The sequence below is a fragment of the Aliidiomarina sanyensis genome, assembly GCF_003987175.1.
Taxonomy (GTDB): Bacteria; Pseudomonadota; Gammaproteobacteria; order Enterobacterales; family Alteromonadaceae; genus Aliidiomarina; species Aliidiomarina sanyensis.
In genome coordinates this window covers 15,348-40,933 of record NZ_PIPM01000003.1, presented here as the reverse complement: position 1 = coordinate 40,933, position 25,586 = coordinate 15,348, and the positions used below count along the sequence as shown (strand labels likewise).

Here is a 25,586-nt window from a genome sequence, read left to right as displayed (position 1 = left end):
AAACACTCCTATGATTGTTTGCATGGGCTCCCGTGCACACTGCTTTTTCAGGTCTGTCGAGTCGGTGCAAATACGGGTGGCCTCGGGTATACTATGCGTACTAGTTTACAGCATCCGATCTTCGAGCAGTACGTTCATGAAAAAAATAGAAATTGATGACGAGCTATACACCTTCATTGCATCACATACTCAACATATTGGCGAGTCGGCTTCGACCATTCTGCGACGCCTCTTACACCTCCCCGCTGTCGGCGCAGCGCCGGAATCCCAGAGTGCCTCACGGGAAGTAAAGGCGCCGAGCCAGCCAATGTCATCGATCGGAACACGCACTATTTTTGATGTCGTGAGCCCAGCGGATTTGGCGTCCCAGAAAGGAGTGGTCGGTCGATTTTTGCACATCCTTTCGCAACTTCAGAGATGCCATGCGGAGGACTTTGTTCGGGTGTTGGATATTCGGGGTCGAAACCGCCTTTACTTCTCAGCGTCGGAAGCTGAATTAAGTGCGACGGGGAACAGCACGAATCCGAAGCAAATTCCGGATTCTCCTTACTGGGTTGTCACGAATAACAACACGACGAAGAAAAAATCAATTTTAACGGACGTAGCGCGTGAGCTTGGTTACTCTGCTGAGGACGCTGAACGAATAAGGGATCTATTGTCATGACAAAACACCCGCGTGCAGGACAGCCAGCACAAGTCGATGAGCTCATTCATGTGCCATCACTTATGGCGGCCTATTATGTTAATGAACCGAACCCGGGCAAAGTTCCTCAGCAAGTCAGCTTTGGAACATCAGGACATCGGGGGAGTGCACTCAAGTTATCGTTTAATGAGGCGCATATCTTAGCGATCAGTCAGGCCATTGTGGCGTACCGCGAAGAACAAGGCATCACGGGGCCCTTGATGCTCGGCAAAGATACCCATGCGCTGTCTGAAGCTGCTTACATTACGGCACTTGAGGTGTTTATTGGTAATGGAATCGAGGTGCACATTCAAAGCGACCTGGGATACACGCCAACACCAGTCATCAGCCACGCGATCTTACGTTACAATCAGGGCCGGAAAGATGGTCTTGCTGATGGTGTTGTGATTACCCCTTCGCACAATCCACCACAAGATGGTGGCTTCAAATACAATCCGCCTCATGGTGGACCGGCCGACAGCAATGTAACAAAGACGATTGAAAAATATGCCAATGCAATCCTTTCGAGCGAGTTGCTTGGCGTCAATGTTGTGTCGTTTGCACAAGCCAAGAAATCCCGCCGATTGAAAAAAATGGATTGGGTTACCGCTTATGTGACGGATTTGCCTCGGGTTATTGATATGGAGGCAATCCAACGGGCCAATTTAAAGGTTGGAATTGACGCGATGGGTGGGGCGGGGATCGCTTACTGGCATGCCATTCAGGCCGAGTACGGACTCGATCTGACGATCATGAACGATCATGTGGATCCAACGTTCGGTTTTATGCCATTAGACAAGGACGGAACAATCCGCATGGATTGTTCTTCAGCGGATGCCATGGCCGGACTCTTGCGTTTGAAAGATGATTTCGCAGTGGGTATTGGCAATGACCCTGATTTTGATCGTCACGGTATCGTTACGCCCGACGGTCTGATGAATCCAAATCATTTTCTTGCCGTGGCAATTGATTACCTTGGGCGGCACCGGGCTTGGGAGCCTGATGTTGCAATAGGAAAAACGCTCGTGTCCAGCGCCATGATTGATCGGGTCGTGGCCGGACTTGAACGGACCCTTGTGGAAGTGCCGGTTGGCTTCAAGTGGTTTTCCCAAGGGCTCCTTGAAGGGCGCCTTGGGTTTGCGGGTGAGGAGAGTGCTGGAGCGACTTTTATCGACCGAACTGGCCATGTATGGTCGACTGACAAAGACGGGATTGTCATGGGCTTGCTGGCCCTTGAAATTCTGGCGGTCACTGGGAAATCACCAAGCGCCTATTATCACGAACTTGAAGCCCGTTACGGTCAGGCGAGCTATGCCCGTTTGGACTGTCAGGCCACACCTGAACAAATGGATGCCTTCGCGGAGCTTGTCAGCAACCCACCCCATGTGAGTGAGCTCGCAGGTGAGTCGGTTACTGCGGTAATGGTGAAAGCGCCAGGCAATGGCGCAGGCTTTGGAGGGGTCAAGGTGTGTACCGAAAACGGATGGTTTGCAGTGCGTCCTTCCGGTACCGAGCCCGTGTATAAAATTTATGCGGAGAGTCTGCGTAGTGAAGCGCATTTGCGTCAGATTCAACAAGCGGCACAGATTCTTTTGCAAACTTGGCTTTGAACGACGGTTTTGATGGTTGGTTTTACCGATAAAAATGCCCGCGTTGATCGCGGGCATTTTCGTTGTAGGACTATGAATGACCTAGGTCAAACCGGAGCATTGGAACCCGGTTTTACCGGAATCGAACCTTCGGGCTCTTCAAAATCTTCATTTGCTTCTTCTACCAAGGAGGCTAATAGTTCTTCAGATACCTGAGCTGGAGCAAGATTTGTGAGTGGCGAATGGACTTGGTCTGGTGCCTTGGCTCGCTGTGTAACACGATACACGGAGTACGCCGCAATCATGAGCGCAAACACAGCCATGAGAATGAAAAACATATTGAGCGCAGCAAATTGCATCAACGCAGCCCCAAGCGGAGCACCGACGATGGCACCGACGCCACCTACTTTGATAATTGCGCCAGTCGCTCCAATCATTTGATCTTTCTCTAGATAATCGTTGGTGTGAGCCATAGCGAGCGAGTAAATGGGCAACAAACACCCGCCGAGCAGGCCCATTCCAATGTAGAGCCAGAGCGGATTATCAGTCGCGAGTTGGGAGAGTCCTATCGCAACAATGGCTCCTGTGAATGTGACGCCAGCGAGAACGAGGCGTCGGTCATATCGATCAGATAAAAATCCGACGGGCGTCTGTGCAAGAAGGCCACCAAAGATGAATGCGGCCATGAAAATCGTCACTTGTCCCACCGTGAGGCCAATCGTGGTGGCATACACAGGTCCAACACCATAAAACATGGCGTAACAGCCCTGCGCCAGGAATGCCGCAAAAAGTCCGAGCGGTGCTTGCTCAATCAGAAGCCGCAAAGGAACTTTCTTCGGAGAATGCGTGGTCGGTTCGACCGTGACGCTCGCTAAAATCGGAATGAGTGACAGATTGATCAGCAAAGCGATAATTGCAAATGGCACAAAGCCGGTTGGATCGGCAAGGCCAAGAATCAGTTGACCGACAATTAATCCCCCGTAAATGAGCACGAGATAGACCGATAACAGGGCACCGCGGTTGCGGTTATCTGCCATGGTATTGAGCCAACTTTCAGCAATAACGAACATTGCTGAAAGCGCGAATCCGCTGATGAAACGCATGACAAACCATACGACCGGATCGATCCAGATGGACTGCACTAACACAGCTACTGATGCAAGTGCAGCGAGTCCACCGAAAGCGCGGATATAACCGACTCGACGGATATCTTTGGGAGCACGCGTTGTTCCAAACAAGAATCCGATAAAGTAAGCGGACATAATTAAACCGATCGTAAAGGTCGAGAAGCCTTCGATGGTTCCACGTAAACTCAGGAGCGTGCTCGTCATACCGACACATAGCCCGATAAGCGTCATGGTGGAGAGGAGTGAACTGACAGCACGTACCTGTTGTCTGAGCATGGCGTTGGTCCTGCGCGGTTAGCGTGCCGAGATTTTTGCTTAATAATGAGCGGCACAGGCGAGTACGATGATGATTTACCGATACTTTATCATCGCACTCCAGTTTTCGCCAGAATTCCCCAGCCTTATCCACAGGTTGTCACTTGCTCGGAACGAAAGGGGTGTTTATGATTCGCTCAGTATGCGGCAATTTGCTGTAAGAGATAGGCGATCTGCATGGCAAGTAGACCGAACAAAAAGCGGTCGCAACATAGGAACTCGACTTGAAACAAACGACAGCTCAACTCATTCAGACCGGTCAGGGCGCATCGCGCTCGGTTGCGACTGTGCAAGCGTGGATCGCTGCGCTGTGCTTTATTGTCATGGTTGGGATGGCTTCCTCCGCCCATGCAAATCAAGGGTTTGCCCAAATGCTAGCTGGAGAAATTCAGGTGGAAGGGCAATCACGAAATGAACGGCAGCAAGTGTTGCCGCGAATTTTCTCTGATGTTTTGGTACGCGTTACAGGAAACCCCGCCGTTCTTGAAAATGCACAGGTGCGCAGTGAGTTACGGAATGTGAATGATTACTTGCTGCAATTTGGATACCAAAGCTCGGATGAGGGACTCACGTTGATTGCGAGTTTTGATGAAACCCGTATCCGACAACTTTTGCAAAGAGCCGGGTTCCCACTTTGGACTGGACAACGGCCTCAGCTACTTTTGTGGCTTGCAGAGGATGATCCGACGCGCGGTGTTCGTCTGGTTGGGCGGACCGAGGAACGTGATTTCATAAAGGCCTTTCAACGGGAAACACGTCGTCGGGGGATTCAGATCCTGATGCCACTCCTCGATTTGCAAGATCAAATGGCCATCACGCCGCGTGATGTATGGGGACGGTTTGAACAGGAGATTGCAGCAGCATCTGCACGGTATCCGGTTGAGGGCGTTATCAGTGCGCGTCTTTTTCAAATGGAGCCGGATGGTGATACCACAGTCCTGTTAAGTGGCGAGTCCGCTGGTTCGGCTTTCTCGAACGACGCTGACGAGCAGTCGAATCTATATGTCCTCGAGGCACGCATCAATATTGGCGACCTGCGATTTGTTGAAGTGATCGAAGCGGAGTCGGAGGCGGAGGTCGCAGAGCGTTTTGTGAATCAGGTTGTGGACCGCATTGCACAGGTATTCATTGGTGAAAGTGAAGACGGGAACGCCGACATTATCGTGCGCTTTCGGGGGGTTAATCAGCTATCGCAAGTGCTCCAAGCCGAGCAACTATTGCAACAACAAGGGCAAGTGTACCGCGTGCAGCTACGGCGTTATCAGCAAGGTACGGCTGATTTTGCGGTACAGCTCAATGGTGGTGCGCGTTGGTTATCCCAAGCCCTTGAATTTGAACGCCGTATCGAACGGACTGATCTGAACCTTGAGGCGGACGCAGCGGAGCAAGAGGTTGCATTGGAGTTTCGTTGGGTACGTTAATGGATTCAAATGTGTTGGCTGGTGCTCAACTGGCTTTGCCCGTGCAGTTACCCGATCACGCTCGCTTCGATAACTTTGTGATTGGTGCTGGTAACCTGGGGGAGCGCCAATCCCAATTGATTGCCCACCTCGAACGATTAAGCCAAGAAAACGTGCAGTCGACGCTCCAATACACCGCTATTTTCGGGGAGCGTGGGCGCGGCAAAACCCATCTGTTATGTGCGCTCTGTGAACGCTGTGCAGAGCGGGGCCGCACCAGCATCTATCTGCCTTTAAGAGATTTTGTCGGAACTTCCGCGATAGATATCCTACAAGGTCTGGAACATTATGACCTGATTGCTCTGGATGATGTGGACTCGGTATCGCTTGACCCGAAATGGGCCGAAGCCCTGTTTGCATTGTTTAATCGTGTGCAGGATCGCCGATCAGGGTTTCTCGTGCTGAGTGCACAAGGAACAGCGGCCTCACTGCCCATGGCCTTCGAAGATTTACGGTCGCGCTTGCAATGGGCGACGCCCTTTCGACTGGGGGCGCCCACTGATTCGGATAAAGTGAAAATTTTACGGCAACACGCTCAGGTGCGCGGATTGGAGTTGAGCGAGGGCGTTGCTGAGTTTATGGTTCAGCGGATGCCACGTGATTTGCATGAGCTGATGAACGCCCTCGATCGACTTGATAGCGCTTCAATTGAAAAGCAGCGCCGGTTGACGCTGCCTTTTGTGAAAGAAATCCTCGCTCTTTAAGCCCGTCAGGATTTGTCGTCCGTTTGTTTGCTTTCAGGCATCTTGCCCGCATTACTGATGTACGCCTGCATCTTTGCGTCGTATTCAGCATCTTCATCTTTTTTCCGTTTCAGCTTTAATCCGAGCTCACGGCCCCGATAGCGGGCGTAATAGGTCGCCCCAATGAAGGCTCCGGTGGTTAAGAGCAGCTCAATGACTGCGTACAAACGTTCCTCTGGATGGGTGTAAAGGGTCGTGAAGCCATGCATGAAATAGAAAATAAGAATGAAATTGGCCCAGGCATGGGTATACGGGTCGCCTTTTAGTATCCCTCGCAATGGAAACAGGAGTGGGACTCCCCAAAGGGTTAACGTGAGCCACATGGGCAGAAACTCGTTTGGCTCAAGGATACCGTGCCAGAGGACAACAAAAACGAGCAGCGTCGGGTAGCAGGCGAGGGTTAGCTTGCGATAAAACGCTGCAGTTTGATAAAACGGTGCGCTCACAGAATCTCCAAGATATTTTCAGGGGGACGACCGACGCGAGCTACCTTGGTGCTCTCATTGACCACAATAGGGCGTTCAAGCACTTTGATGTTATCGCTCAGCTTCTTCGCGAGGGCGTGACGGTCATCCTCGACCGAAGCAAAATCTGCGCGCTGATAAAGATCTTCTTTTTTGCGCAGCAAATGAACCAGATCCACTCCGACCATGTCTGCCAAATCAAGTAATTCAGTAGGTAGTAAGGGCGTTTTTAAGTATTCAACCACCCGTGGTTCCACCCCATTGGATTGGAGTAACTTGAGCGTCTCTCGGCTCTTGGAGCATCGCGGGTTATGGTAAATAGTAAATGTTTCCATGCTCGTTTCCTCTACATCGCTGGATAGATGATGGCGTGCAACTTTACGGACTTTGAATTAAAAGTCAAAAACTCGCTCACGTTCTCGTTCGAGGGCTCGGACTTGTTGAATACGGGCCTGTAAGCGTTGCCGGTTCAATAAATCACCATCCGCGGTCTTGGAGTGAGCCATGTTGAGCTCTTCAATTGCACCTTCAAAATTAGCCCGAAGGACAAAAATTTCTGCCATGGCCTCATGTTGCCCCACGGCATTCGCGGACTTTTGTTGCGCTTCATGAAGGAGTTGCCAAGCGACGACATCGTGCCGGCGATGGAGCAAATACTCTTGGGCTGCTCGTCTGGCGAGGCCATACTCACCAGCATGGTTCGCCGCGTAGACCAAGTTCAAGGTCACAACTTGGTTGTTTGGCCGTCTGCTGTATTCGATGGTCAGCATCTCGATGACTTCTTCAAAGCGTTTTTGAGCAATCCAAATGTCGGTTTGCGTATCAAGAAAGAACAGGTTTAACGGATGCTCTGCGCGCAAAGCAAGGATGATCGAATCGGCTTCGTCGTATCGCTCAAGTGAATGCAAAGCGAGTGCTCGGGCATAGAGCAATCCGGCACGTCGAATCGGGTGAATTTCATGTCGCAGCTCTTGGTCCACTTGCGTCAACACGCCTTGTGCACTTCGATTGCTAAAGCGCACCATGACCCGCGCTTTCGCCAGATGATAATCCAAGCTCGGAGGAAGATCGCGTGGACCTAGCGCCCGAGCGCGACTTTGGGTATCGGCAATTCGTGATTCAGGCAGCGGGTGGGTAATCAAAAATTGTGGGAGTGTTGATGCGTAGCGATAGCGCGCTTGCAACCGTCCAAAGAAACGAGGTGCTCCTTCTGGATCGTAGCCCGCGCGTGCAAGGGCTTGCATGCCGATACGATCAGCTTCGAGCTCAAATTGACGGGTGTAGTTGATTTGGCGTTGCTGCGCGCCAGCGACACTGGAAGTCATCACCGCCATGCCAAGAGTTGGATTTGCGATACCAATAATCACCCCGCCAATGATTTGTGCCAAGGTTAAAGGCGCAGCAGCGGTCAGGCGTTCCATATTCCGAGCAATGTGGCGCTGAGTGACGTGAGCAATTTCGTGGCTGAGTACAGATGCCAGTTCTGATTCGTCGCGGGTTTCGAGCAAGAGCCCCGAGTGCATGCCAATCTGTCCACCTAAGAAAGCAAACGCGTTGATACTGTCGTCACGGATCCAGAAAAAATTAAAAGGATAGCGGACGTTATCGGTATGCCGAACAAGATTATTGCCGATTCCTTCCAAATATTCGCGCAGAACCGGGTCCTCGATGACTGGGGCGGCACCGCGAATTTCCCGCGCAAAATGCTCACCTAACAACCGTTCACGTTCGATCGACATAAATGCGCCGCCGGCGGTGCCTATGGTTGGAACGTCGGTCCGGGATTGCGCGTTGGCGGCGCTCGTCAGGCTGATGTAAAAAACAAGCAAAGCCGTGCTTACGACGACAAGAAAAGCACGGAATGGACTGTGCATAAATTGAATACTCCAAATTCAGACTGAGCGCGCTGAGATCTCCTACACTTAGAAGGGTAGGCGCTTTTTCATATGACCTTACAAGTGCATCCCGGTTCAGTGCGTTCAGTGGATTTATCCACGAGTCTAAGAACTTCCGAATCGGTTGTCGAGCTTCGTGATCTTGGTGTAATGTTTGAGCCCCTGATAGAATAGAAAGATGACCTAAACGGCACATTTCGCTGACAGGCGCCATCTGCTGCTCGCCAAGGAGCTGTACTGAATATGCTGGGATACATTCGCGACTGGTTCCAACGCCGATTTTCTGACCCCAACGCCATTACATTGACTTTACTGTTAATTATTGGATTTGGACTTATCGTTTTCTTCGGTTCGATTCTCGCCCCGATTCTTGTGGCGATTGCATTGGCCTATTTATTGGAGTGGCCCGTGGGGCGACTCGAGCGGATGGGTTTCAAACGGATCTACTCGGTCTTGTTAGTTTTTGCCCTCTTTATTGCCCTGGCCCTTGCGTTGGTGATGTTTCTTGTGCCGGTTATCTGGCAACAAAGTGTTGCACTCCTCGCGGAATTGCCACTCATTGCCCAGGCTTGGCGCGAGCTGATGGAGCGTGTGGAAGATATTGCTCCTGCCTTCATTGATGCGAGCCAAGTTCAGATGTTTACCGACAAAGTGAATGACCGATTACTGCAATTTGGACAGGGAATTCTGGAACGTTCATTGAGCACCATCGTGCTTGTTGCGGTCTTGCTCGTATACCTAATCATCGTGCCTCTGCTGGTCTTTTTCATGTTAAAAGACAAGGTGCTTCTGCTTGACCACTTCAATCGTATCCTGCCTGAACAACGTCGTTTGATCAGTCAAGTTGGCAGTGAGATGAACCTGCAAATTATGAACTATATTCGTGGGAAAGCAGCGGAAATTGTAATTGTTGGTGTGGTCACTTATGTGGTTTTTGCACTGTTCGACCTGCGATACGCTGCGCTTCTGGCAACCTTAGTCGGGTTCTCTGTACTTGTTCCCTATATCGGCGCGGCAGTGGTGACAATTCCCGTTGCTTTGGTGGGATTGTTCCAATTCGGAATGAGTGCAACCTTGTTCTGGCTGATCATGGCCTACCTCATTATTCAAGCTCTCGATGGCAACGTGCTTGTGCCTATTTTGTTCTCCGAGGCAGTGAGCTTGCATCCTGTATATATTATCGCTGCAGTATTAATTTTCGGGGCGATTTGGGGGTTCTGGGGAGTCTTCTTTGCAATCCCTCTCGCCAGTCTGGTCAAAGCGGTCATTACCGCACTTTCATCCCATAAAGACCCCAATGAGGACCCACCACCTTTTACGTCGTAACCCCCTGTCCATTGAAAGTACAAAAAAGCTCCCGGGTCAGGGAGCTTTTTGCATCGGTGCGTAAATTAGTCGAGTGAAGCGAGGACGACTTCGTGATGGTCTTTCGTTTTAAATTTATCGAAGACCTGGCCGATTTTTCCATCTTTGTTGATCAAAAAGCTGATTCTGTGAATGCCGTCATATTCTCTACCCATGAACTTCTTAGGGCCCCATACACCAAAGCTGTCAGCCACTTTATGGTCCTCATCGGCTAGTAATGTAAAGTTCAGCGAGTCACGCTCTGTGAATTTCGCCAGACGTTTCGGGGCGTCTGGACTAATTCCCACCACAGTCACGCCTTTTTCAGCCAAAGCATCCCGATAGTCGCGCAAGTTTTGCGCTTGAACTGTGCATCCGGGGGTCATGGCCTTGGGGTAGAAATAGACAAGTACACGAGCCGATTTCAGAAGCGACTGTAGAGAGACGGGATTTCCTTCTTGGTCGGGCAAAGTAAACATCGGGGCGGAATCACCGACAGCAAGCGTTTTCATGAAGGCTCCTTACAATATCAAAAGACAATGTGTTGAAACGAACGAAGGTAAAACTAATCAACTCAAGTCGGAACGTTGCAAAAACGAACCGCTGAAATCCAGAATAACCGCTGAAAGTTACAGCGCGTGCGGTCACTGTAATTCTTACTCTCCAGAATAGCGCTTTCGTCAGAGAAACTAAAGGGGGCGGCACTTGTCAATTGGGCGCTGCGCGCGTAAGATTGAGCCCTCATTTTTAGAGGGAGAATCTATGCTGACCGGCAGTATGGTGGCGCTCGTCACCCCGTTTACCAGCAACGGCAATATCGATTACAAACTCCTCGCAGAACTCGTTGAGTTTCATATTCAGTACGGAACTGATGCCATTGTCTCCGTCGGTACGACAGGGGAGTCGCCTACGTTAAGCCATGACGAGCACGTCGATGTGGTTCGCGCGACTGTCGAAGTTGCCGCAGGGCGCATCAAAGTGGTGGCGGGAAATGGCTCGAACTCGACGCAAGAGGCAGTGCAGCTGACCGAGCGGATCGCCGTATTGGGCGTCGATGGGTTTTTGAATGTCACGCCTTACTACAATAAACCAAGTCATCGCGGAATCATTGAGCACTATCGCCACGTAAGTGAGGCGAGCGATGTCCCTCAATTTTTGTATAACGTTCCCGGCCGTACCTGTTGCGACATCACGCCTGAAATCGTTGCAGAACTTGCCCAGTTTAAGAATATCGTAGGTATCAAAGAAGCTACCGGTGATGTGACGCGTGTTGCTGAACTTCAAAAGCTTTGTGGCAATGACTTTTTGTTGCTCAGTGGTGATGACCCAACAGCAAAAGACTTTATGCTGGCGGGTGGTCATGGCGTGATCAGTGTGACCGCAAATTTAATGCCCCAAACGATGAAACGAATGGTTGATGCTGCCACCCGGGGCGAGCGATCTGAAGCGGAAGCCTTGGATGCAAGACTAAGACCACTACATGAAGCGCTGTTTATCGAAGCAAACCCCATTCCAGTGAAGTGGGCAATGGCGCGGTTGGGCTGGATTCAAGCGAATTATCGATTACCTTTGACGCTTCCGGAACTTGCGAGCCAAAAAGTTATCGAACAGGCACTCATAGAAGCAGGACAATTAAAAGATCGGAGTTCGGATGAAGTTAGCTAGGTTTGGAATTTTGGTACTTGGCGTTGCATTGGCAAGCGGTTGTACATCACGCATGGAAGTCGCAGAGGGGAGTTTTGAATATCTCGAGATCGAAGAACGCTCTGCATTGATCATTCCTGAAGGCCTTGAGGAACGTCCACAACGTTCACAGTTTGCCATTCCAGAAAAAACGCCAGGTATGGACGGAGCTCCAAAAGGTCGCTTTATCAATATCCGCTCACCTCGCCAAGTGTTGACGTTGGCGCCGGGCAGTCGTGTGGATGATGCAAGCCAAGCTTCGGCAATTTCTTTTGATAGCGTTGAAGGTGTTGCTAATCTCCCCGGTTGGGTGTGGGCTGAAGTTGAACGCAGTCTTGAAGGACTGGGTGCGACCGCGATTGAGAGTGAGACCGAGCGTCGTATCGTCACGGATCGTTTTCGAATCGAGCAATACCGAGTTCCTCGTCGCGGGTTCTTTAACCGTATTCGTGGCAGTCGGGTTATCGTGGAGTCGGAACAGTCGTACGTGATTGATATGACCGTCCCTGCCCACCGCCGTAGCGCAACCCTTGCAGTTGAGGTTGCTGACATTCGCTGGATTGTCGATGGTTCAGTCGTTCCCTCGAACGAGATGCCGGCACAAATCCGTCGCGATCTCGAAGTCGATTTGTTGAATACAATCAGCTCCAATCTGAATCAGCGGTATATGCAAGGACGTGTTGCAAGTGCGCAAGAAGCGATTGACATCGTCGTTGGAACAACAAGCGATGGACAGGCAGCTTTCCAATTCGATGCAGATTTCAACACAGCATGGGTGGTGTTTCCTGGCGTCTTGCGTGAACTTGGCTTTGAGATTGATGACTTGAACCAGTCGGAAGGAATGTACTACACCGAGTATCAACCGGGTGGTCGGCGTGGATGGATTCGCAGAATCTTTAGCCGCGGAGAGCAAGGGCCATTGGATATACCGCGTGGAACCGATGTGACATTCTCAGTCGATTCAGTAGACGGTGTGGCATCGATCGTTCCGACGATCAATAATGAGCCGATCAGCCGCGAGCGCCTTGAATCCTGGTTGCCTGCTATGCAGAACGCGTTTCGCGATTCAGATAACTAACATCGTTCACTAAGCGAGGTGTCAGTATGTTCTGCACCTCGCACTCACGCTAGGACCCCATGACGGCAATGGAAAAACGTAACGAGTTGTACCGCGGCAAAGCAAAGACTGTTTTCACAACAGACGATCCGAACTACCTAGTTTTGGAGTTTCGCGATGATACTTCGGCCTTTGATGGCGAGCGGATTGAGCAGCTCGCACGCAAAGGAATGGTAAACAACAAATTTAACCACTTCATTATGGAAAAGCTCGCTGCTGCCGGGATTCCGACACAGATGGAAAAGCTCATCTCTGATAATGCTTGTTTGGTCAAAAAACTCGATATGATTCCTGTCGAGTGTGTTGTTCGTAATTTCGCCGCTGGCTCATTGGTGCGCCGATTAGGTGTCGAAGAAGGGCAGTCGCTGGTTCCGCCAACTTTTGAGTTATTTCTGAAGAATGATGCCTTGCATGACCCAATGGTGAACGAATCTCATGCCATCACATTTGGTTGGGCAACTGCTGAGCAACTCGCGGAAATGAAGCGACTCACGTTTGCGGTGAATGATGTGTTGAAGCCGCTGTTTGATCAAGCCGGTATGTTGTTGGTGGATTACAAACTTGAGTTTGGTCTTTTCCAAGGGGAAATCATTTTGGGTGACGAGTTTAGCCCAGATGGTTGTCGCTTGTGGGACAAAGAAACGCGCACCAAGCTCGATAAAGATCGTTTTCGTCAGGGATTGGGCGGTGTGGTTGAAGCCTATGAAGAAGTGGCGAGACGCTTAGGCGTCCCTATGTAAAATACGGTTCGTTCAGTTGAAAGCCAACTTTATGTTGGCTTTTTTCGCTTAAGGTTTCGAATTCGGTGGCTCGTTCTTTGATGGCTTGGAATCTTCTTGTTTTTCTTGTTCTTCCGTTTTTTCATCTTGTTGCTGTTTCTTTAACAGATCAGGCATCTTCATATGGGCGGTTTTTTTGAGTAACACCACGTTACTCCAGATGATTCCAACCGCGAGAATGATGATAATAGCAGCACCCCAGCTCATAACTTTGTTCCTTGATGTGTCGTGATGTTCTGAACGTAGCTCAGCGCCGCATTCGATGGTGGGGAAACTTCCCCAATATAGCGTTGAATAAGTGCCCCAAGTTCCGCGGTAATCAGTGTGTGGCCGGCAAGATTCCGCCGCTGGTATTCCGTCTGCAGAAATGAAGGTAACGCGTCATCTGCTAAAAGCGCTTCTTGATATCTCACGGCCAATGGCGCAAAGGACCAATGCCATGGCTCAGGCGCCACCCCTTGTCCGTGCTCATTTTGGTATGGCCGATAAAAACCAAAAAGATGTGCATGGCGTTCAAGCCAAGTGAAAAGCTTCGCTTGATGACCGCCAGGGCGATATTCCCAGGGCTCTAATAACAGCTTGTCGTTGCCTAAGCTCACCGGATCGTACACATCCAAATCGGTCCCCCAATGATGGCGCGAGAGACCGGGTAGCGCAGACCAGCGCAAGATCGAGTCTAAGCGAGCTCGGGGCGATAGATCGCTTTCCTCGGCGAACCGAGATGTCACCTTACGATTCCATATTCCTTCTTGTCGGGAAAAATCCCGAAACCCGCTGGCAACGGCCAAGGAAAGCCCATCTTGCGCGGCCGCCTTTTCCATTTGTTGAAACGCATCAACCACCATAGGTTGCAGTTTCACATCGCGGGATTGGGCGTCTGACAATGAAATACAATGGTCTGCCTCAATACCACAGAGTTGCGTACGAGCAAGGTGTGGAATACGGGATTCAGATTTATGCGCCATTTGTTGCCGCCACAGACGGTGCAACGAGCATGCGAATTAAGATCCGCTCGTACATATCCGTTAAGTGAATCAAATCGGAATGCGACACGTGTTCATTGACCTTATGAATACTGGCGTTCACCGGACCAAGTTCTAAAACCTGTGCGCCTGTCGGTGCAATAAAGCGTCCATCGGAAGTTCCACCAGCTGTCGATAGCTCAGGTGTCTTTCCAATAACATCTCGCACTGCGTATTTAGTCGCTTCAACCAAGGGACCTTGTTCTGTTAGAAATGGCTGACCATTCACAATCCAATCAAGCCCGTACGTCAGCTCATGGCGGTCAAGAATGTCGATAATGCGCTGTTGCAAACCTTCAGCTGTAGACTCTGTGCTAAAGCGTAAGTTAAAGGTCACGCGCATGCGACCGGGCACCACATTGGTCGCCCCGGTGCCTGCTTTAATATCTACAATTTGAAAACTGGTCGGTGGAAATGCTGCATTTCCGTGGTCCCAGGTTTCGGCAGCAAGCTCAGCAAGTGCCGGCGCGGCCAAGTGTACAGGATTCCGCGCGAGATGCGGATAAGCGACGTGACCTTGAACACCTTCAACCGTTAAAAATCCGGTTAGGCTGCCTCGTCGACCGTATTTTACCACATCGCCGCAGTAGGCCGTTGATGATGGCTCTCCAACAACGCACCACGTAATCTTTTCGTTGCGGGCCTCAAGGGTTTCGATCACCCGCACGGTTCCATTGATAAACGGGCCTTCTTCATCACTGGTAATCAAAAAAGCGATGCTGCCCGCATGGTCTGGATAAGCCGTGACAAACCGCTCGGTCGCAACAATCATCGCGGCCAGGGAGCCTTTCATATCGGCGGCACCACGCCCGTATAGAACGCCGTCAATGTCTGTTGGGATGAAGGGATCCGTATCCCAATCTGTAAGGTCGCCGGGGGGCACGACATCGGTGTGGCCAGCGAAACAAAAGACCGGGCCAGATTGATTGCGCCGCGCCCACATATTGGTGGTATCTTCAAAGACTAAAGATTCAATCTCAAAGCCGAGCGCTTTCAAGCGCTCTGCCATGAGTGTTTGACAGCCTGCATCTTCAGGTGTAACTGAGGGCCGTGCAATTAAGTCGCGCGCAAGGGCGAGGGTAGGATGGTCGTGTTGGCTCATGCAAAAAAGCCCTGCCAAATCGCTTCGTTGAAGCCCACAAGGATATCACCTTCTTTCACGAGAACTGGGCGTTTGATTATTGTTGGATGGCTTTGTAACAAGTGAATGGTGCGCGGCAGCGTCAATTCGCCTTTGTCTTCATCCGGGAGCTTGCGCCATGTCGTTCCACGCTTGTTGATCAGCGTGTCGGTTCCGACCGCTTGGATCCAATGTTCAAGCGTACTCGCAGCGAGAGGCGCTGCTTTTAAATCGATAAATTCATAGTCGACACCTTGTGCGTCAAGCCATTTGCGTGCTTTCTTCACCGTGTCACAATTTTTGATACCAAACATCACCGCGCTCATAGGGTGGAGCCCTTATACAATCAAGGAAAGGATGGGCAAACAGTGCCACAAAATCAGAAAAAACGAAAGTCGGAGAAGTTATTCAAAGGTATCCACTTTTTCTGTGGATAACCTTGTTGATTAGCTGATGTGAAGTCATTAAGTTATTGATATGTAAATTTAAAGTGGAGTGTTCGAGAATTGCGCAGTTGCCTAATCTTTGATCTTTTTTGCTTGATTGTGCGACACTGAGTGAATGAATGAAGAGGTAATTTATGTGGAAAATTTTGCGGCATGGGCGCGAGTACATGAAAACTTGGCCAAATCACGCCATTGTAGGCAACCTGCCCGAGGCACAAATTATTCCTGCCACACGTTGGGCTCTAAAATTACTCCCCGCCGCGGCAGTAGTTAATTTCTTTGTGCAGTTTCAATACCTCGGCTCCGATTATTTGATTCAGATAGTCGCCGCGAGTCTCTTTCTTTTGGTGCTCCCCTTGCAGGGCTACTATTGGCTTGGTAAGCGTGCTTACACAATGTTGCCTCCGCCGCTCAAACATTGGTATTTTGAGCTAAAAGAAAAATTGAATAATTCCGGTGAGGATATCCGGTTACCGGGACATCGCAAAGGACCCTGTTATATCGATCTTGCTCGGGTTTTGCGCAAGGCGCTCGCGGTGCTTCCACCAGAAGAGCAATAATGATCGTAAATATGAAAAAAGGGAGCCAGCAGCGGCTCCCTTTTTCTCGACAATACGTTCGTACGGTTGCTTCATTCGCGTGCTTATTTTGGCGAAAAAGTACTCCAAATCGGGGCATGGTCTGAGGGTTTATCAATACCGCGAAGCTCATAGTCAATCCCAGTATCAACGCACCGCTGGGCGAGGGTTGGCGTTGCGAGAACCAAGTCAATTCGAAGTCCGCGGTTATCGTCAAAGCCCCGTGAGCGGTAGTCAAACCAACTAAATTGGTCAGTCACATCCGGGTTTTGCTCTCGGAAGGTATCGGTGAATCCCCAATCCAACAGACGCTGCATCCACTCACGTTCTTCCGGTAAGAAACTGCATTTACCGGTGCGCAACCATCGCTTACGATTGTCCTCGCCAATGCCAATATCATGATCCGTGCTGGAAATGTTCATATCGCCCATCAAGATCACTGGATCGTCTGGACTCAGCTCGGTATTCAAGTAGTGCATGAGGTCTTGATAGAACTTCTCTTTCGCTGGAAACTTGATCGGATGATCACGGGATTCGCCTTGTGGGAAGTATCCATTCATCACACGGATTCGTTCACCTTCCGGACTTGTTACCGTCGCCATAATCATCCGGCGTTGCGCATCGTGATCGTCACCCGGCCAACCATAGGTTACCTCGTCGGTTGGGAGTTTGGTCAATAAGGCAACACCATAGTGGCCCTTTTGTCCGAAGTAATAAACCTGATAGCCCATGGCCTCGACGTCCGCCAGAGGGAAGGCGTCATCATGGACTTTGGTCTCTTGCAGTCCGATAACGTCCGGTTGGTGTTTGTCAATCAAGGCTTGCAGTTGATGCAGGCGTGCGCGAATTCCATTGATGTTAAAACTGATAAATTTCATGGCGTTTTTAGGCTTTTGAAAACATGGGTAACAGCATACCATTGCACTGCAGTGGTTGCAGCCCCTTCGATGTTTGTTGGGACAACTTCCCATTCCGAGCGTGAACTTCAAATTTAAGAAGAGATATTTTTATGATTCCGATTCTGGACGATATTTTGATTTCCTTTGGTAGTTGGATACGCGGTCATCTGTTTTATGTATCTATGATGATTTCAGCGACTGTTCTGGTCATTTGGGGCGGTGACATCAACCGGATTGTGCGAAATCAGGTACAAACCTATCACTTTGTGGTGCGCACGACCGTGTTTGTTCTGTTGTGTGCATTTGGTTATGGGCTACTGCTCAACTGGTTGGCACCGTTTCTGCATTTTCAGCTCGCGCAAGTGTCTTCGCGCTACTTGGGGGTTCTAATTCTTGGTATCATGATTGGCCTTGGCATGATTGCAGAGCGAAAACGGTGTTGATACCTTGCGCTGACTGCTCTGCGTACCCAACGAAAGGATTGTCTTGAAATGACAAAATGGATCGACATCAAAGCCGGCGCAACGGCTCGAACACATATTCAAGAACACGGCTTAAAAGCTAGCGATGTGAGCCTATTGCTCGGAGCATCCGGCGGCCCTAAATGGTTTATTTTACAGGGGCTCGATCATTATCTGTTTGGTGATTTTTTTCAGGACAAAGAAGAGCCACTGCATCTTCTTGGTACCTCCGCGGGTGCTTGGCGCTTCGCAAGCCTTGGCCGAAGCGATGCAACCGAGGCGAGTGCGCTATTCTCGCGGCTCTATCGGGGCACTGTGTATTCAGAAAAACCGGATGTCCGAGAGATCACGGATAAAGCGATCGAGTTGTTGAATGAATACGTGACAGATGAAGCGATCGATGAAATTTTGTCACAAGACAAGTTTTTGCATCACATGATTGTGGTCCGCAGCCGTGGGGTAGGCGCTTCCGAGAACCGCCTGCTGCAAGGGGTTAGTTTAGCGGCTGCTGCTCTGTTGAATATTGTTTCCCGTAAGACACTCCGTCATAGCTTTGACCGCGTGGTGTTTCATCATCCGAAAGCGGCAACTCCGCTTGGAAAAGACTGGATAGATTTGCCCACGCAGCATGTCACATTGACGAAAGAAAACTTCCGACTTGCCTTGTTAGCCACCGGCTCCATTCCGATGGTTCTGTCTGGGGTTCGTGATATTCCCGGCGCGCCGCCGGGAGTCTACCGCGATGGCGGGGTAACGGACTATCATTTTGACTTGCCCTTTAGCGATCAAAAAGGTCTTGTGCTGTACCCGCATTTTCAGCGAGAAGTCATTCCCGGGTGGTTTGACAAAAATCTGAAACGGCGTGTTTCAGGAGCACAATGGCCGAATGTCGTCACCTTGATGCCTACTCAGGCGTTTATTGAAGCGTTACCGTATAAGAAAATTCCGGATCGGCATGACTTCGCCAATTTGGACGTGGCGACACGGCAAAAATTTTGGCAAGACGCTACCGATGCGGGGTATCGGATGGCGGATGAACTGGCGGAATTGATCGAATCCGGTGGCATTCGTGATGCAGTGCAATCATGGTAAACCATGTGGTAAGCCACAGAACGCTTCGCTATGTAAATGAAAAATAAAGATCTTTTCGTTACTGGAATTCTAGTTAACTTTAGCTAGGCTTAAAACTGTCATGACGACAACTACAAGGAGAGAACAACAATGAATAAGTTTGTATCCCTAGCTATCTTGGTTGCTGGCGCAATTGTGTTGTACTTCGGTTGGCAAGAAAAACAATCGGTAGCGTCCGAGGTCAGTGAAGTATTTACCGGCCAACCAACGGACAATGCGATGTGGTTTTTAATTATTGGTGCGGTCTTGGTCATTGTCGGTATCGGTGGACTATTCGTCGGGAAAAAGTAACGCACGATTTTCTCCAAAGCATTTAGGAAGGGGCCATGATTTTGCTATCATGGCCCCTTCTTATTTCCTTCTTTTCCCATTATTCCGAGGAGTTTTCATGCGCAACGGCGGGTCTGATTTTCAAAGCACCGAGTCCTATATTGTTTCCAGTGAGCTTGCGCTGGCGGTCAATGCTGCCGTCACCCTCGAGAAACCGCTCCTCATCAAGGGCGAGCCGGGAACCGGCAAAACGCGTCTTGCTGAAGAGCTCGCTCAGAGCCTAAATACCGAATTGCTCCGTTGGCACATTAAATCAACCACCAAAGCCCAGCAGGGACTCTATGAGTATGATGCAGTCTCACGGTTGCGCGACAGTCAGCTAGGTAGTGAGAAAGTCCATGATATTCGCAACTACATTAAGCCCGGAAAATTGTGGCAGGCGTTTACTGCAGAAAAGCGGCCCGTGTTGCTGATCGATGAAATCGATAAAGCGGACATTGAATTTCCGAATGATCTTTTGCATGAGCTCGACCAGATGGAATTTGCTGTATATGAGACTGGAGAGCAGATCAAAGCTGTGCATCGGCCTATTGTGATTATCACGTCGAATAATGAAAAGGAGCTTCCAGATGCTTTTTTGCGGCGCTGCTTCTTTCATTACATCCGGTTTCCAGATGAGGCGACCTTAGCGGCAATTGTGCAAGTCCACTTTCCCCAGATTCAACAGCGCTTACTCAGTGTCGCCCTCGAGATCTTTTTCGAATTGCGTGAGGCACCCAATCTGAAGAAAAAACCATCAACATCAGAGCTTCTAGATTGGTTGAAGCTTTTGCTCGCCGAGGATATTTCGCCGGAAACGCTCAAAGCAGCGCACGAGCAAGGTGGCCTGATGCCATTATTCGGGGCGTTGCTCAAAAATGAGCAGGATGTCACCCTAGTAGAAAAGCTTGCGTTTATGGCCCGCCGGCAGGGACGTTAAATGCTCATCCAGTTCTTTGCACAACTCCGACAAGAAGGGTTGAAAACCAGCATCACCGAGTTACTCGATTTGCTCGATGCACTTGAGAAGCAGGTCGTGTTTGGGGATATCGAGGCATTCTATTATCTTGCGCGTCTGACGTTGGTGAAGGACGAAAGCCAGTATGACCGCTTTGATCGCGCTTTTGCGGCTTACTTTGAAGGGGTTCACGCGGTGGATCTCGCGCAGCAGATTCCGCAAGAATGGCTGATAAATTCTCTCCAACGTCAATTAACGGAGGAAGAGAAAGCGAAGCTGCAAAGCCTTGGTGGTCTCGAAGAACTTCTCAAGGCGTTCCGTGAGCGACTGCAAGAACAGCAAAAGCGCCATGCGGGCGGCAACAAATGGATCGGTACCGGCGGCACGTCACCCTTTGGTGCCTATGGGTTTCATCCGGAAGGGATTCGTGTAGGGCAGGAGGGCAGTAACGCACGGCGTGCCGTTAAGGTATGGGATAAACGCGAGTTTCGCGATCTCGACACCGATGAGGAACTCAATAACCGGAGCCTGAAGATTGCTTTGAGAAAGCTCCGTCGCTTCGCACGAACAGGGGCAGCGACAGAGCTCGATTTGCCGGAAACCATTCGCGCCACCGGCCAACAGGGTGGTTTGTTGGATTTGCGCTATCAGCCCGAACGCCACAATGCGGTAAAAGTACTGATTTTATTTGATGTTGGTGGGTCGATGGATGACTACATCTACGAGTGCCAACAATTGTTTGATGCCGTCCGCGCAGAGTTCAAGCATTTGGAATATTACTACTTTCACAACTGCGTGTATGAAGGGGTTTGGAAGTCGAATCAGCGTCGCTATCAAGAGCAGATCCCGATCCGCGAGTTGATCAACACCTATAGCCGCGATTACAAGTTAATCTTTGTTGGCGATGCAACTATGGGGCCTTATGAAATAGCCTACCCCGGCGGTAGTGTGGAGCATTGGAATGAGGAACCTGGGCAGGTTTGGCTGCAGCGTTTGCTTCAGCACTTTTCGCACGCAGTATGGTTGAATCCACAACCCATGGTGCGTTGGCCTTATTATCACTCCATTCAGATGGTACGGGATATCATGAACGGGCGGATGGTTCCACTCACATTAAGCGGGCTGCAGGAGGCAACGCAACTCCTCCTGCACAAAGGGTCTGGCTTGCCTTCATCGGTCTAACTTATTCCCTCGTGATGGCTTGAATTGCTTGGTGCAGGCGAGCCGCGGAGAACTCCCCAACATGGGTATCGATCAACATGCCATGTTTATCGAAAAAGAGTGTCGTGGGTAACGCAAATGAGCCAATGGTGTTGCCCAAATCGTTGTTGCGATCGAGGAGATTTTGGTCAATTTCAAGCCCTTGCTCTTCCATAAACTCGCGCACTAAGGTTGCCGACTCACCTTGGTTCACGATGACAATAGCCACTCCGGGATAACGTGTTTGCGCGTCTTCGAGCAACGGCATTTCACGCACGCAGGGTGGGCACCACGTGGCCCATAAATTCATGACAACCGGTTGTCCACGGTACGCACGATGCAAAAAAACCGGGTGATCATCGAGGGTTGTTACACGGACTTCAGGAATAAATAGCTTTTGACCATATTTATGTTGGTACAGCCCATTGAGACTTCCCCAGGTAATGGCCCCGACGACACAGGAGATTAGGAGTGGCTTGGCCAATGGCCTGTTCTTGAAAATCTCGTACCCCGCCACGAGCGCGCCAGCAATCACGCCTGCCCACAAATCAAACCCGCCATCCCGAACGTTCAGAATTTGCCACGGCGCAGCGGCATACATTTCAAAATAGCGAATAACAAAACTTGCCCGAGCGATCAAAAGCCCTGCCGCGACGACGTTGAAAACTGCATCAGTGACACGGATGGCCTTGATACGACCAAGAATCCAAGCCAGTCCAAAAATCACCAGTAACGCCGCAAAGAAAATAAGGTGGACGGTCGCGAAGGCAAAAGGGCCAATTGTGTATGACATAATTTTTCCTAGTTATTATTTTTAGCGAAGTGTTTTCTACGGTTGTGAATTAACGCAAATGATCAATAGGGATTTTTAAGTAGGTTACCCCATTGCTTTCAGCGGGCGGGAAGTACCCGGCCCGCACGTTGACTTGTACCGATGGAATGATCAATTTAGGCATGGCTAAAGTCGCATCGCGCGCATCCCGTTTTTCGACAAATGCTGCTTTGGAGGCATTCCCTCCCACATGGATATTCGTATTCGCTTGGGCTTCAACAGTCGTCTGGCACTCGTGTTCACGTCCTTTCGGTGGGTAATCGTGACAAATAAACAGCTGCATATCGGCTGGAAGTGCGAGTAACTTTTGAATGGAGTCAAATAGCGTTGCGCTGGACCCGCCAGGAAAGTCACACCGTGCGGTCCCAACATCTGGCATGAAAAGGGTATCTCCTACGAAGACAGCCTCCTCGTTGATGATGTAGGCGATATCCGCAGGTGTATGTCCAGGCGTATGAATGACCCGGAACTTCAGGCTTCCCGCGGTAAATTCTTCATGATCCGAAAACAAGTCGTCGAATTGAGTACCGTTCGGCAAAAATTCTTTCTCAAAATGGAAAACGTCTTTGAAAATTGCTTGAACATCACGAATATGTTCACCAATGCCAATCCGCGCACCCGTTTTTTGTTTTAGGTACGGTGCTGCCGAGAGATGATCTGCATGGGCGTGGGTCTCAAGAATACGATGAACACGAAGATGATGGCTCGCAATAAATTCCAAGATTGTATCCGCGCCTGTGGTCTTTGTGTGACCTGAGGCGTAATCAAAATCCAGAACAGGATCGATAATGACGGCGTCTTGGGTGGTTTTGTCGTACACCACATACGAGAAGGTTTCGCTCTCAGAATCCAAGAATCCGTGAACAAAAAAAGTGGAAAATGCGTAGGAATACATAGAAAACCTGTCACGTCGCTATTTTGATCTACTGTACAGGAACGTAACACTTTGGTATATGGTAAGGGAAGCATCAGCCGTACTTAGCGCGTGCTTAACAAAAGGAGCTTACCATGGAGTTCGATCCGCTGTTATTGTCGCGAATTCAATTTGCATTTGTCGTTTCATTTCACGCCATATTTCCTGTTTTTACCATTGGTCTTGCCGCATTTATCGCACTTCTTGAAGGGCTCTCGTTTAAAACGGGTGACCCCAAGTGGGGGCGCTTGTCGCGATTCTGGGTGCAAGTGTTTGCGGTCGTATTCGGGATGGGCGTGGTTTCTGGCATTGTCATGGCATTCCAGTTTGGGACCAACTGGAGTATTTTTTCCTACAGCGCTGCGAATTTCTTGGGACCGGTGCTCAGCTATGAAGTCGTGACCGCATTCTTCCTTGAAGCCGCATTCCTCGGTGTTCTCCTGTTCGGTCGTGGAAAAGTCCCGCAGGGCGTCCATTTCTTCTCTGCCGTCATGGTTGCAGTAGGAACCATGATTTCATCATTTTGGATTCTCTCTGCAAACAGCTGGATGCATACGCCGGCGGGTGTCGAGTTTCGTGATGGTTTGGTTTTTGTGACCAGCTGGAGTGAGGCTATTTTTAATCCCAGTTTATGGCCACGCTTTTTCCACATGGGGATCGCTTCGTTCTTAACCGGCGCGTTTGTTGTCTGTGGTGTCAGCGCTTGGTTCATTTTGCGAAATAGAGATAGGGACGTTCACCGCAAAGCACTTTCGATGTCCTTGTGGCTCATTCTGTTTGCGGTACCTGCGCAAATTTATGTGGGTCACAGCCATGGATTGAACACCTTCGAGCATCAACCCATGAAGGTTGCCGCGATGGAAGGCGCGTGGGAAACCAAAACCAACGCACCCTTGGTCCTGTTTGCTATCCCGGACCAAGCCAATCAACGGAATCGGTTTGAAGTTGCGGTACCGGGCTTGGCAAGTTGGTTGTTGACGAAAGATGTTGATGGTGAAGTTCCAGGATTAAATGAAGTCCCGCGCGAGTTACAGCCGCCGGTCGCGATTGTTTTCTTTGCATTTCGAATTATGGTCGGTATTGGTTTACTCATGTTGTTTTTTGCGGTGACGGGGCTCGTTTTACGGCGAAAACAAGCGTATGCCTCGACCCCTTGGTTCCTGGTAGGCTTGAAGTGGATGGCAATCACGCCGTTTATTGCCGTTCTCGCTGGATGGTTCGTGACTGAAGTTGGCCGTGCACCCTGGCTGATTTACGGCGTGATGACCCATAGCGAAGGGCTTACTCCCTCGCTCACTGGGGGCATGGCGCTCTTCACACTTGTCGGATATATCGTGGTGTACGCTTTCGTATTCAGTGCAGGCGTGTATTACCTTCTGCGTGTGATGCAAAAAGGCGTGCCCTCGGAAGCTGAAGTCGCCAAAGAGTCATCCCATCAGCGGCCGAAACGTCCCCTGTCTGCGGCAGATGCCGATTGGGAAGAGGAACAAACGGATGGAGGAAAAGCGTAATGGAACCAGTATTTGACTTGACGATTATATGGGCAGTCATCATTGCGTTTGGGATCATCATGTATGTTCTGATGGATGGATTTGATTTGGGGCAGGGGATTCTCTTTCCGTTTGCCCCATCAGAGGATGCGCGGGACGTCATGATGAATTCTGTGGCACCTGTTTGGGATGGCAATGAGACCTGGCTGATCCTTGGTGGAGCTGGTTTGCTTGCGGCATTTCCCTTGGTGTATGCCGTATTTTTACCAGCACTATACATTGGTGTGTTCTTAATGCTCGCGGGACTTATTTTTCGGGGCGTGGCGTTCGAATTTCGGTTTAAAGCCAAAACTTCCAAATATTTGTGGAATTGGTCTTTCGCAATAGGCTCGACCGTCGCGGCCTTTGCCCAGGGCGCTGTGGTAGGTGCGTACATTCAGGGGTTCGCAGTTGAGGACTTTTCGTATGTGGGGGGCGCTCTCGATTGGCTTACCCCCTTTACCGTAATGACTGGGTTTGGACTAATCGCTGGATATGCATTACTCGGTTCAACCTGGCTGATTATGAAATCGGAGGGTGATATTCAGGCTTGGGCGTACCGCATCACGCCATGGCTCTTGATCGCTGTCCTTGTCGTATTTGCACTGGTGAGCGTATGGACTCCTTTTGTGCAGGCATCAGTCGCGGAGCGCTGGTTTGCGGGTATCAGTTATATTTGGCTATTCCCATTGCTTGCGTTGCTCTGTGCACTCTGGTTAGTTCGGTCACTCCATCAGCGACGCGATGGTTCACCGTTTGTGGCAACCATGGGGATGTTTATCTTCACGTATCTGGGGCTTATTGCGAGCAAGTTTCCCTATGTCGTCCCGCCGAATTATACCTTGTGGGATGCAGCGTCGGCACATGAATCGCAGCTGTTCCTCTTGCTTGGTCTGTTGTTCGTCATCCCCATCGTGTTGGTGTATACCGCATGGACATACTGGGTCTTTCGCGGCAAGGTAAAAGCAGGGGCGGGCTATCATTAGACGA

At 50.2% G+C, this 25,586-nt stretch carries 28 protein-coding genes; 16 read left to right on the top strand and 12 right to left on the bottom strand.

Annotated elements, in window-relative coordinates; all coding sequences use genetic code 11:
- Positions 1-136 precede the first annotated feature (136 nt).
- Positions 137-664, top strand: coding sequence for a replication initiation negative regulator SeqA (seqA, locus tag CWE11_RS03970; RefSeq protein WP_126776321.1), 528 nt, complete (start codon positions 137-139; stop codon positions 662-664).
- Positions 661-2,292 (top strand): phosphoglucomutase (alpha-D-glucose-1,6-bisphosphate-dependent), encoded by a 1,632-nt coding sequence (gene pgm / locus CWE11_RS03965; protein WP_126776320.1) that lies wholly within the window; start codon positions 661-663, stop codon positions 2,290-2,292. The genes seqA and pgm overlap by 4 nt, the downstream gene beginning before the upstream one ends.
- A gap of 86 nt (positions 2,293-2,378) precedes the next feature.
- Here pgm and CWE11_RS03960 read toward each other — a convergent pair whose 3' ends face one another.
- Entirely contained in the window at positions 2,379-3,674 is a 1,296-nt protein-coding gene (locus CWE11_RS03960; RefSeq protein WP_126776319.1) for an MFS transporter, read from the bottom strand.
- Between the two features lie 263 nt (positions 3,675-3,937).
- Here CWE11_RS03960 and CWE11_RS03955 point away from each other — a divergent pair, with 263 nt between their 5' ends.
- On the top strand, positions 3,938-5,134 hold the full coding sequence (locus tag CWE11_RS03955) for a DUF2066 domain-containing protein (protein WP_126776318.1): 1,197 nt from the start codon (positions 3,938-3,940) through the stop codon (positions 5,132-5,134).
- On the top strand, positions 5,134-5,877 hold the full coding sequence (gene hda / locus CWE11_RS03950) for a DnaA regulatory inactivator Hda (RefSeq protein WP_126776317.1): 744 nt from the start codon (positions 5,134-5,136) through the stop codon (positions 5,875-5,877). Before CWE11_RS03955 ends, hda begins: the two co-directional genes overlap by 1 nt.
- Positions 5,878-5,882: 5 nt before the next feature.
- On the opposite strand, the gene CWE11_RS03945 is transcribed toward hda, so the two are convergent.
- The 3 genes from CWE11_RS03945 to CWE11_RS03935 are packed head-to-tail and all read right to left on the bottom strand — an operon-like array spanning position 5,883 to position 8,254.
- Positions 5,883-6,362 carry a DUF2069 domain-containing protein gene (locus CWE11_RS03945; protein WP_126776316.1) on the bottom strand — a complete coding sequence of 160 codons (480 nt, stop codon included), beginning with the start codon at positions 6,360-6,362 and terminating at the stop codon, positions 5,883-5,885.
- Positions 6,359-6,715, bottom strand: a complete 357-nt coding sequence (gene arsC / locus CWE11_RS03940; protein ID WP_126776315.1) for an arsenate reductase (glutaredoxin) — start codon at positions 6,713-6,715, stop codon at positions 6,359-6,361. The genes CWE11_RS03945 and arsC overlap by 4 nt, the downstream gene beginning before the upstream one ends.
- A 57-nt stretch (positions 6,716-6,772) precedes the next feature.
- Complete coding sequence (locus tag CWE11_RS03935) at positions 6,773-8,254, bottom strand: M48 family metalloprotease (protein ID WP_126776314.1); 1,482 nt, start codon at positions 8,252-8,254, stop codon at positions 6,773-6,775.
- 264 nt (positions 8,255-8,518) lie between these two features.
- On the opposite strand from CWE11_RS03935, the gene CWE11_RS03930 reads away from it, so the two are divergent.
- Positions 8,519-9,601, top strand: coding sequence for an AI-2E family transporter (locus CWE11_RS03930; RefSeq protein WP_126776313.1), 1,083 nt, complete (start codon positions 8,519-8,521; stop codon positions 9,599-9,601).
- A gap of 65 nt (positions 9,602-9,666) precedes the next feature.
- Here CWE11_RS03930 and bcp read toward each other — a convergent pair whose 3' ends face one another.
- Entirely contained in the window at positions 9,667-10,131 is a 465-nt protein-coding gene (gene bcp, locus CWE11_RS03925) for a thioredoxin-dependent thiol peroxidase (RefSeq protein WP_126776312.1), read from the bottom strand.
- A gap of 250 nt (positions 10,132-10,381) precedes the next feature.
- Between bcp and dapA the strand changes: the two genes are divergently transcribed.
- The 3 genes from dapA (at position 10,382) to purC (ending at position 13,159) form a co-directional block, all read left to right on the top strand.
- Complete coding sequence (dapA, locus tag CWE11_RS03920) at positions 10,382-11,284, top strand: 4-hydroxy-tetrahydrodipicolinate synthase (RefSeq protein WP_126776311.1); 903 nt, start codon at positions 10,382-10,384, stop codon at positions 11,282-11,284.
- Complete coding sequence (gene bamC / locus CWE11_RS03915) at positions 11,271-12,380, top strand: outer membrane protein assembly factor BamC (RefSeq protein WP_126776310.1); 1,110 nt, start codon at positions 11,271-11,273, stop codon at positions 12,378-12,380. Before dapA ends, bamC begins: the two co-directional genes overlap by 14 nt.
- 68 nt (positions 12,381-12,448) lie before the next feature.
- Entirely contained in the window at positions 12,449-13,159 is a 711-nt protein-coding gene (gene purC / locus CWE11_RS03910) for a phosphoribosylaminoimidazolesuccinocarboxamide synthase (RefSeq protein ID WP_126776309.1), read from the top strand.
- Between the two features lie 48 nt (positions 13,160-13,207).
- Here purC and CWE11_RS03905 read toward each other — a convergent pair whose 3' ends face one another.
- From CWE11_RS03905 to CWE11_RS03890, 4 genes are read right to left on the bottom strand one after another with little or no spacing between them, the layout of a single operon-like run.
- Positions 13,208-13,405: a DUF2897 family protein gene (locus tag CWE11_RS03905; protein ID WP_126776308.1), complete on the bottom strand. Its 198-nt coding sequence runs from the start codon at positions 13,403-13,405 to the stop codon at positions 13,208-13,210.
- Positions 13,402-14,163 carry a M15 family metallopeptidase gene (locus tag CWE11_RS03900; RefSeq protein WP_126776307.1) on the bottom strand — a complete coding sequence of 254 codons (762 nt, stop codon included), beginning with the start codon at positions 14,161-14,163 and terminating at the stop codon, positions 13,402-13,404. The genes CWE11_RS03905 and CWE11_RS03900 overlap by 4 nt, the downstream gene beginning before the upstream one ends.
- Positions 14,153-15,322 carry a succinyl-diaminopimelate desuccinylase gene (dapE, locus tag CWE11_RS03895; protein WP_126776306.1) on the bottom strand — a complete coding sequence of 390 codons (1,170 nt, stop codon included), beginning with the start codon at positions 15,320-15,322 and terminating at the stop codon, positions 14,153-14,155. Before dapE ends, CWE11_RS03900 begins: the two co-directional genes overlap by 11 nt.
- Positions 15,319-15,666 (bottom strand): arsenate reductase, encoded by a 348-nt coding sequence (locus CWE11_RS03890; protein WP_126776305.1) that lies wholly within the window; start codon positions 15,664-15,666, stop codon positions 15,319-15,321. The genes dapE and CWE11_RS03890 overlap by 4 nt, the downstream gene beginning before the upstream one ends.
- A gap of 254 nt (positions 15,667-15,920) precedes the next feature.
- Here CWE11_RS03890 and yfbV point away from each other — a divergent pair, with 254 nt between their 5' ends.
- Entirely contained in the window at positions 15,921-16,346 is a 426-nt protein-coding gene (gene yfbV / locus CWE11_RS03885; protein WP_126776304.1) for a terminus macrodomain insulation protein YfbV, read from the top strand.
- 83 nt (positions 16,347-16,429) lie between these two features.
- Here yfbV and xthA read toward each other — a convergent pair whose 3' ends face one another.
- On the bottom strand, positions 16,430-17,242 hold the full coding sequence (gene xthA, locus CWE11_RS03880) for an exodeoxyribonuclease III (protein WP_126776303.1): 813 nt from the start codon (positions 17,240-17,242) through the stop codon (positions 16,430-16,432).
- 131 nt (positions 17,243-17,373) lie between these two features.
- On the opposite strand from xthA, the gene CWE11_RS03875 reads away from it, so the two are divergent.
- The 5 genes from CWE11_RS03875 (at position 17,374) to CWE11_RS03855 (ending at position 21,304) form a co-directional block, all read left to right on the top strand.
- A complete protein-coding gene (locus CWE11_RS03875; RefSeq protein WP_241971720.1) occupies positions 17,374-17,706 on the top strand; it encodes a DUF3392 domain-containing protein in 333 nt (110 codons plus the stop codon).
- Between the two features lie 48 nt (positions 17,707-17,754).
- The gene (locus tag CWE11_RS03870) at positions 17,755-18,816 is read left to right on the top strand and encodes an alpha/beta hydrolase (RefSeq protein ID WP_126776302.1); all 1,062 of its coding nucleotides are present in this window, start codon (positions 17,755-17,757) and stop codon (positions 18,814-18,816) included.
- 129 nt (positions 18,817-18,945) lie between these two features.
- A complete protein-coding gene (locus CWE11_RS03865; RefSeq protein WP_126776301.1) occupies positions 18,946-19,146 on the top strand; it encodes a DUF3185 family protein in 201 nt (66 codons plus the stop codon).
- Between the two features lie 97 nt (positions 19,147-19,243).
- The gene (locus CWE11_RS03860) at positions 19,244-20,104 is read left to right on the top strand and encodes an AAA family ATPase (protein ID WP_126776300.1); all 861 of its coding nucleotides are present in this window, start codon (positions 19,244-19,246) and stop codon (positions 20,102-20,104) included.
- Positions 20,105-21,304, top strand: coding sequence for a vWA domain-containing protein (locus CWE11_RS03855; protein WP_126776299.1), 1,200 nt, complete (start codon positions 20,105-20,107; stop codon positions 21,302-21,304).
- 1 nt (position 21,305) lies between these two features.
- Here the strand turns inward: CWE11_RS03855 and CWE11_RS03850 are convergent, their stop codons facing one another.
- Both CWE11_RS03850 and CWE11_RS03845 read right to left on the bottom strand, forming a co-directional pair.
- The gene (locus CWE11_RS03850; protein WP_126776298.1) at positions 21,306-22,115 is read right to left on the bottom strand and encodes a TlpA disulfide reductase family protein; all 810 of its coding nucleotides are present in this window, start codon (positions 22,113-22,115) and stop codon (positions 21,306-21,308) included.
- A 49-nt stretch (positions 22,116-22,164) separates the two neighbouring features.
- A complete protein-coding gene (locus CWE11_RS03845) occupies positions 22,165-23,049 on the bottom strand; it encodes an MBL fold metallo-hydrolase (RefSeq protein WP_126776297.1) in 885 nt (294 codons plus the stop codon).
- 113 nt (positions 23,050-23,162) lie between these two features.
- On the opposite strand from CWE11_RS03845, the gene CWE11_RS03840 reads away from it, so the two are divergent.
- Together CWE11_RS03840 and cydB are read left to right on the top strand one after the other, a co-directional pair.
- Positions 23,163-24,578 (top strand): cytochrome ubiquinol oxidase subunit I, encoded by a 1,416-nt coding sequence (locus CWE11_RS03840; protein WP_126776296.1) that lies wholly within the window; start codon positions 23,163-23,165, stop codon positions 24,576-24,578.
- Positions 24,578-25,582, top strand: coding sequence for a cytochrome d ubiquinol oxidase subunit II (gene cydB / locus CWE11_RS03835; protein ID WP_126776295.1), 1,005 nt, complete (start codon positions 24,578-24,580; stop codon positions 25,580-25,582). The genes CWE11_RS03840 and cydB overlap by 1 nt, the downstream gene beginning before the upstream one ends.
- The last annotated feature ends 4 nt before the right edge of the window (positions 25,583-25,586 follow it).

Coding starts and splice junctions, on each gene's coding strand:
- seqA (WP_126776321.1), top strand. CDS start 137: ATGAAAAAAATAGAAATTGATGACGAGCTATACACCTTCATTGCATCA.
- pgm (WP_126776320.1), top strand. CDS start 661: ATGACAAAACACCCGCGTGCAGGACAGCCAGCACAAGTCGATGAGCTC.
- CWE11_RS03960 (WP_126776319.1), bottom strand. CDS start 3,674: ATGCTCAGACAACAGGTACGTGCTGTCAGTTCACTCCTCTCCACCATG.
- hda (WP_126776317.1), top strand. CDS start 5,134: ATGGATTCAAATGTGTTGGCTGGTGCTCAACTGGCTTTGCCCGTGCAG.
- arsC (WP_126776315.1), bottom strand. CDS start 6,715: ATGGAAACATTTACTATTTACCATAACCCGCGATGCTCCAAGAGCCGA.
- CWE11_RS03935 (WP_126776314.1), bottom strand. CDS start 8,254: ATGCACAGTCCATTCCGTGCTTTTCTTGTCGTCGTAAGCACGGCTTTG.
- CWE11_RS03930 (WP_126776313.1), top strand. CDS start 8,519: ATGCTGGGATACATTCGCGACTGGTTCCAACGCCGATTTTCTGACCCC.
- bcp (WP_126776312.1), bottom strand. CDS start 10,131: ATGAAAACGCTTGCTGTCGGTGATTCCGCCCCGATGTTTACTTTGCCC.
- dapA (WP_126776311.1), top strand. CDS start 10,382: ATGCTGACCGGCAGTATGGTGGCGCTCGTCACCCCGTTTACCAGCAAC.
- bamC (WP_126776310.1), top strand. CDS start 11,271: ATGAAGTTAGCTAGGTTTGGAATTTTGGTACTTGGCGTTGCATTGGCA.
- purC (WP_126776309.1), top strand. CDS start 12,449: ATGGAAAAACGTAACGAGTTGTACCGCGGCAAAGCAAAGACTGTTTTC.
- CWE11_RS03905 (WP_126776308.1), bottom strand. CDS start 13,405: ATGAGCTGGGGTGCTGCTATTATCATCATTCTCGCGGTTGGAATCATC.
- CWE11_RS03900 (WP_126776307.1), bottom strand. CDS start 14,163: ATGGCGCATAAATCTGAATCCCGTATTCCACACCTTGCTCGTACGCAA.
- dapE (WP_126776306.1), bottom strand. CDS start 15,322: ATGAGCCAACACGACCATCCTACCCTCGCCCTTGCGCGCGACTTAATT.
- CWE11_RS03890 (WP_126776305.1), bottom strand. CDS start 15,666: ATGAGCGCGGTGATGTTTGGTATCAAAAATTGTGACACGGTGAAGAAA.
- yfbV (WP_126776304.1), top strand. CDS start 15,921: ATGTGGAAAATTTTGCGGCATGGGCGCGAGTACATGAAAACTTGGCCA.
- xthA (WP_126776303.1), bottom strand. CDS start 17,242: ATGAAATTTATCAGTTTTAACATCAATGGAATTCGCGCACGCCTGCAT.
- CWE11_RS03875 (WP_241971720.1), top strand. CDS start 17,374: ATGATTCCGATTCTGGACGATATTTTGATTTCCTTTGGTAGTTGGATA.
- CWE11_RS03870 (WP_126776302.1), top strand. CDS start 17,755: ATGACAAAATGGATCGACATCAAAGCCGGCGCAACGGCTCGAACACAT.
- CWE11_RS03865 (WP_126776301.1), top strand. CDS start 18,946: ATGAATAAGTTTGTATCCCTAGCTATCTTGGTTGCTGGCGCAATTGTG.
- CWE11_RS03860 (WP_126776300.1), top strand. CDS start 19,244: ATGCGCAACGGCGGGTCTGATTTTCAAAGCACCGAGTCCTATATTGTT.
- CWE11_RS03855 (WP_126776299.1), top strand. CDS start 20,105: ATGCTCATCCAGTTCTTTGCACAACTCCGACAAGAAGGGTTGAAAACC.
- CWE11_RS03850 (WP_126776298.1), bottom strand. CDS start 22,115: ATGTCATACACAATTGGCCCTTTTGCCTTCGCGACCGTCCACCTTATT.
- CWE11_RS03845 (WP_126776297.1), bottom strand. CDS start 23,049: ATGTATTCCTACGCATTTTCCACTTTTTTTGTTCACGGATTCTTGGAT.
- CWE11_RS03840 (WP_126776296.1), top strand. CDS start 23,163: ATGGAGTTCGATCCGCTGTTATTGTCGCGAATTCAATTTGCATTTGTC.
- cydB (WP_126776295.1), top strand. CDS start 24,578: ATGGAACCAGTATTTGACTTGACGATTATATGGGCAGTCATCATTGCG.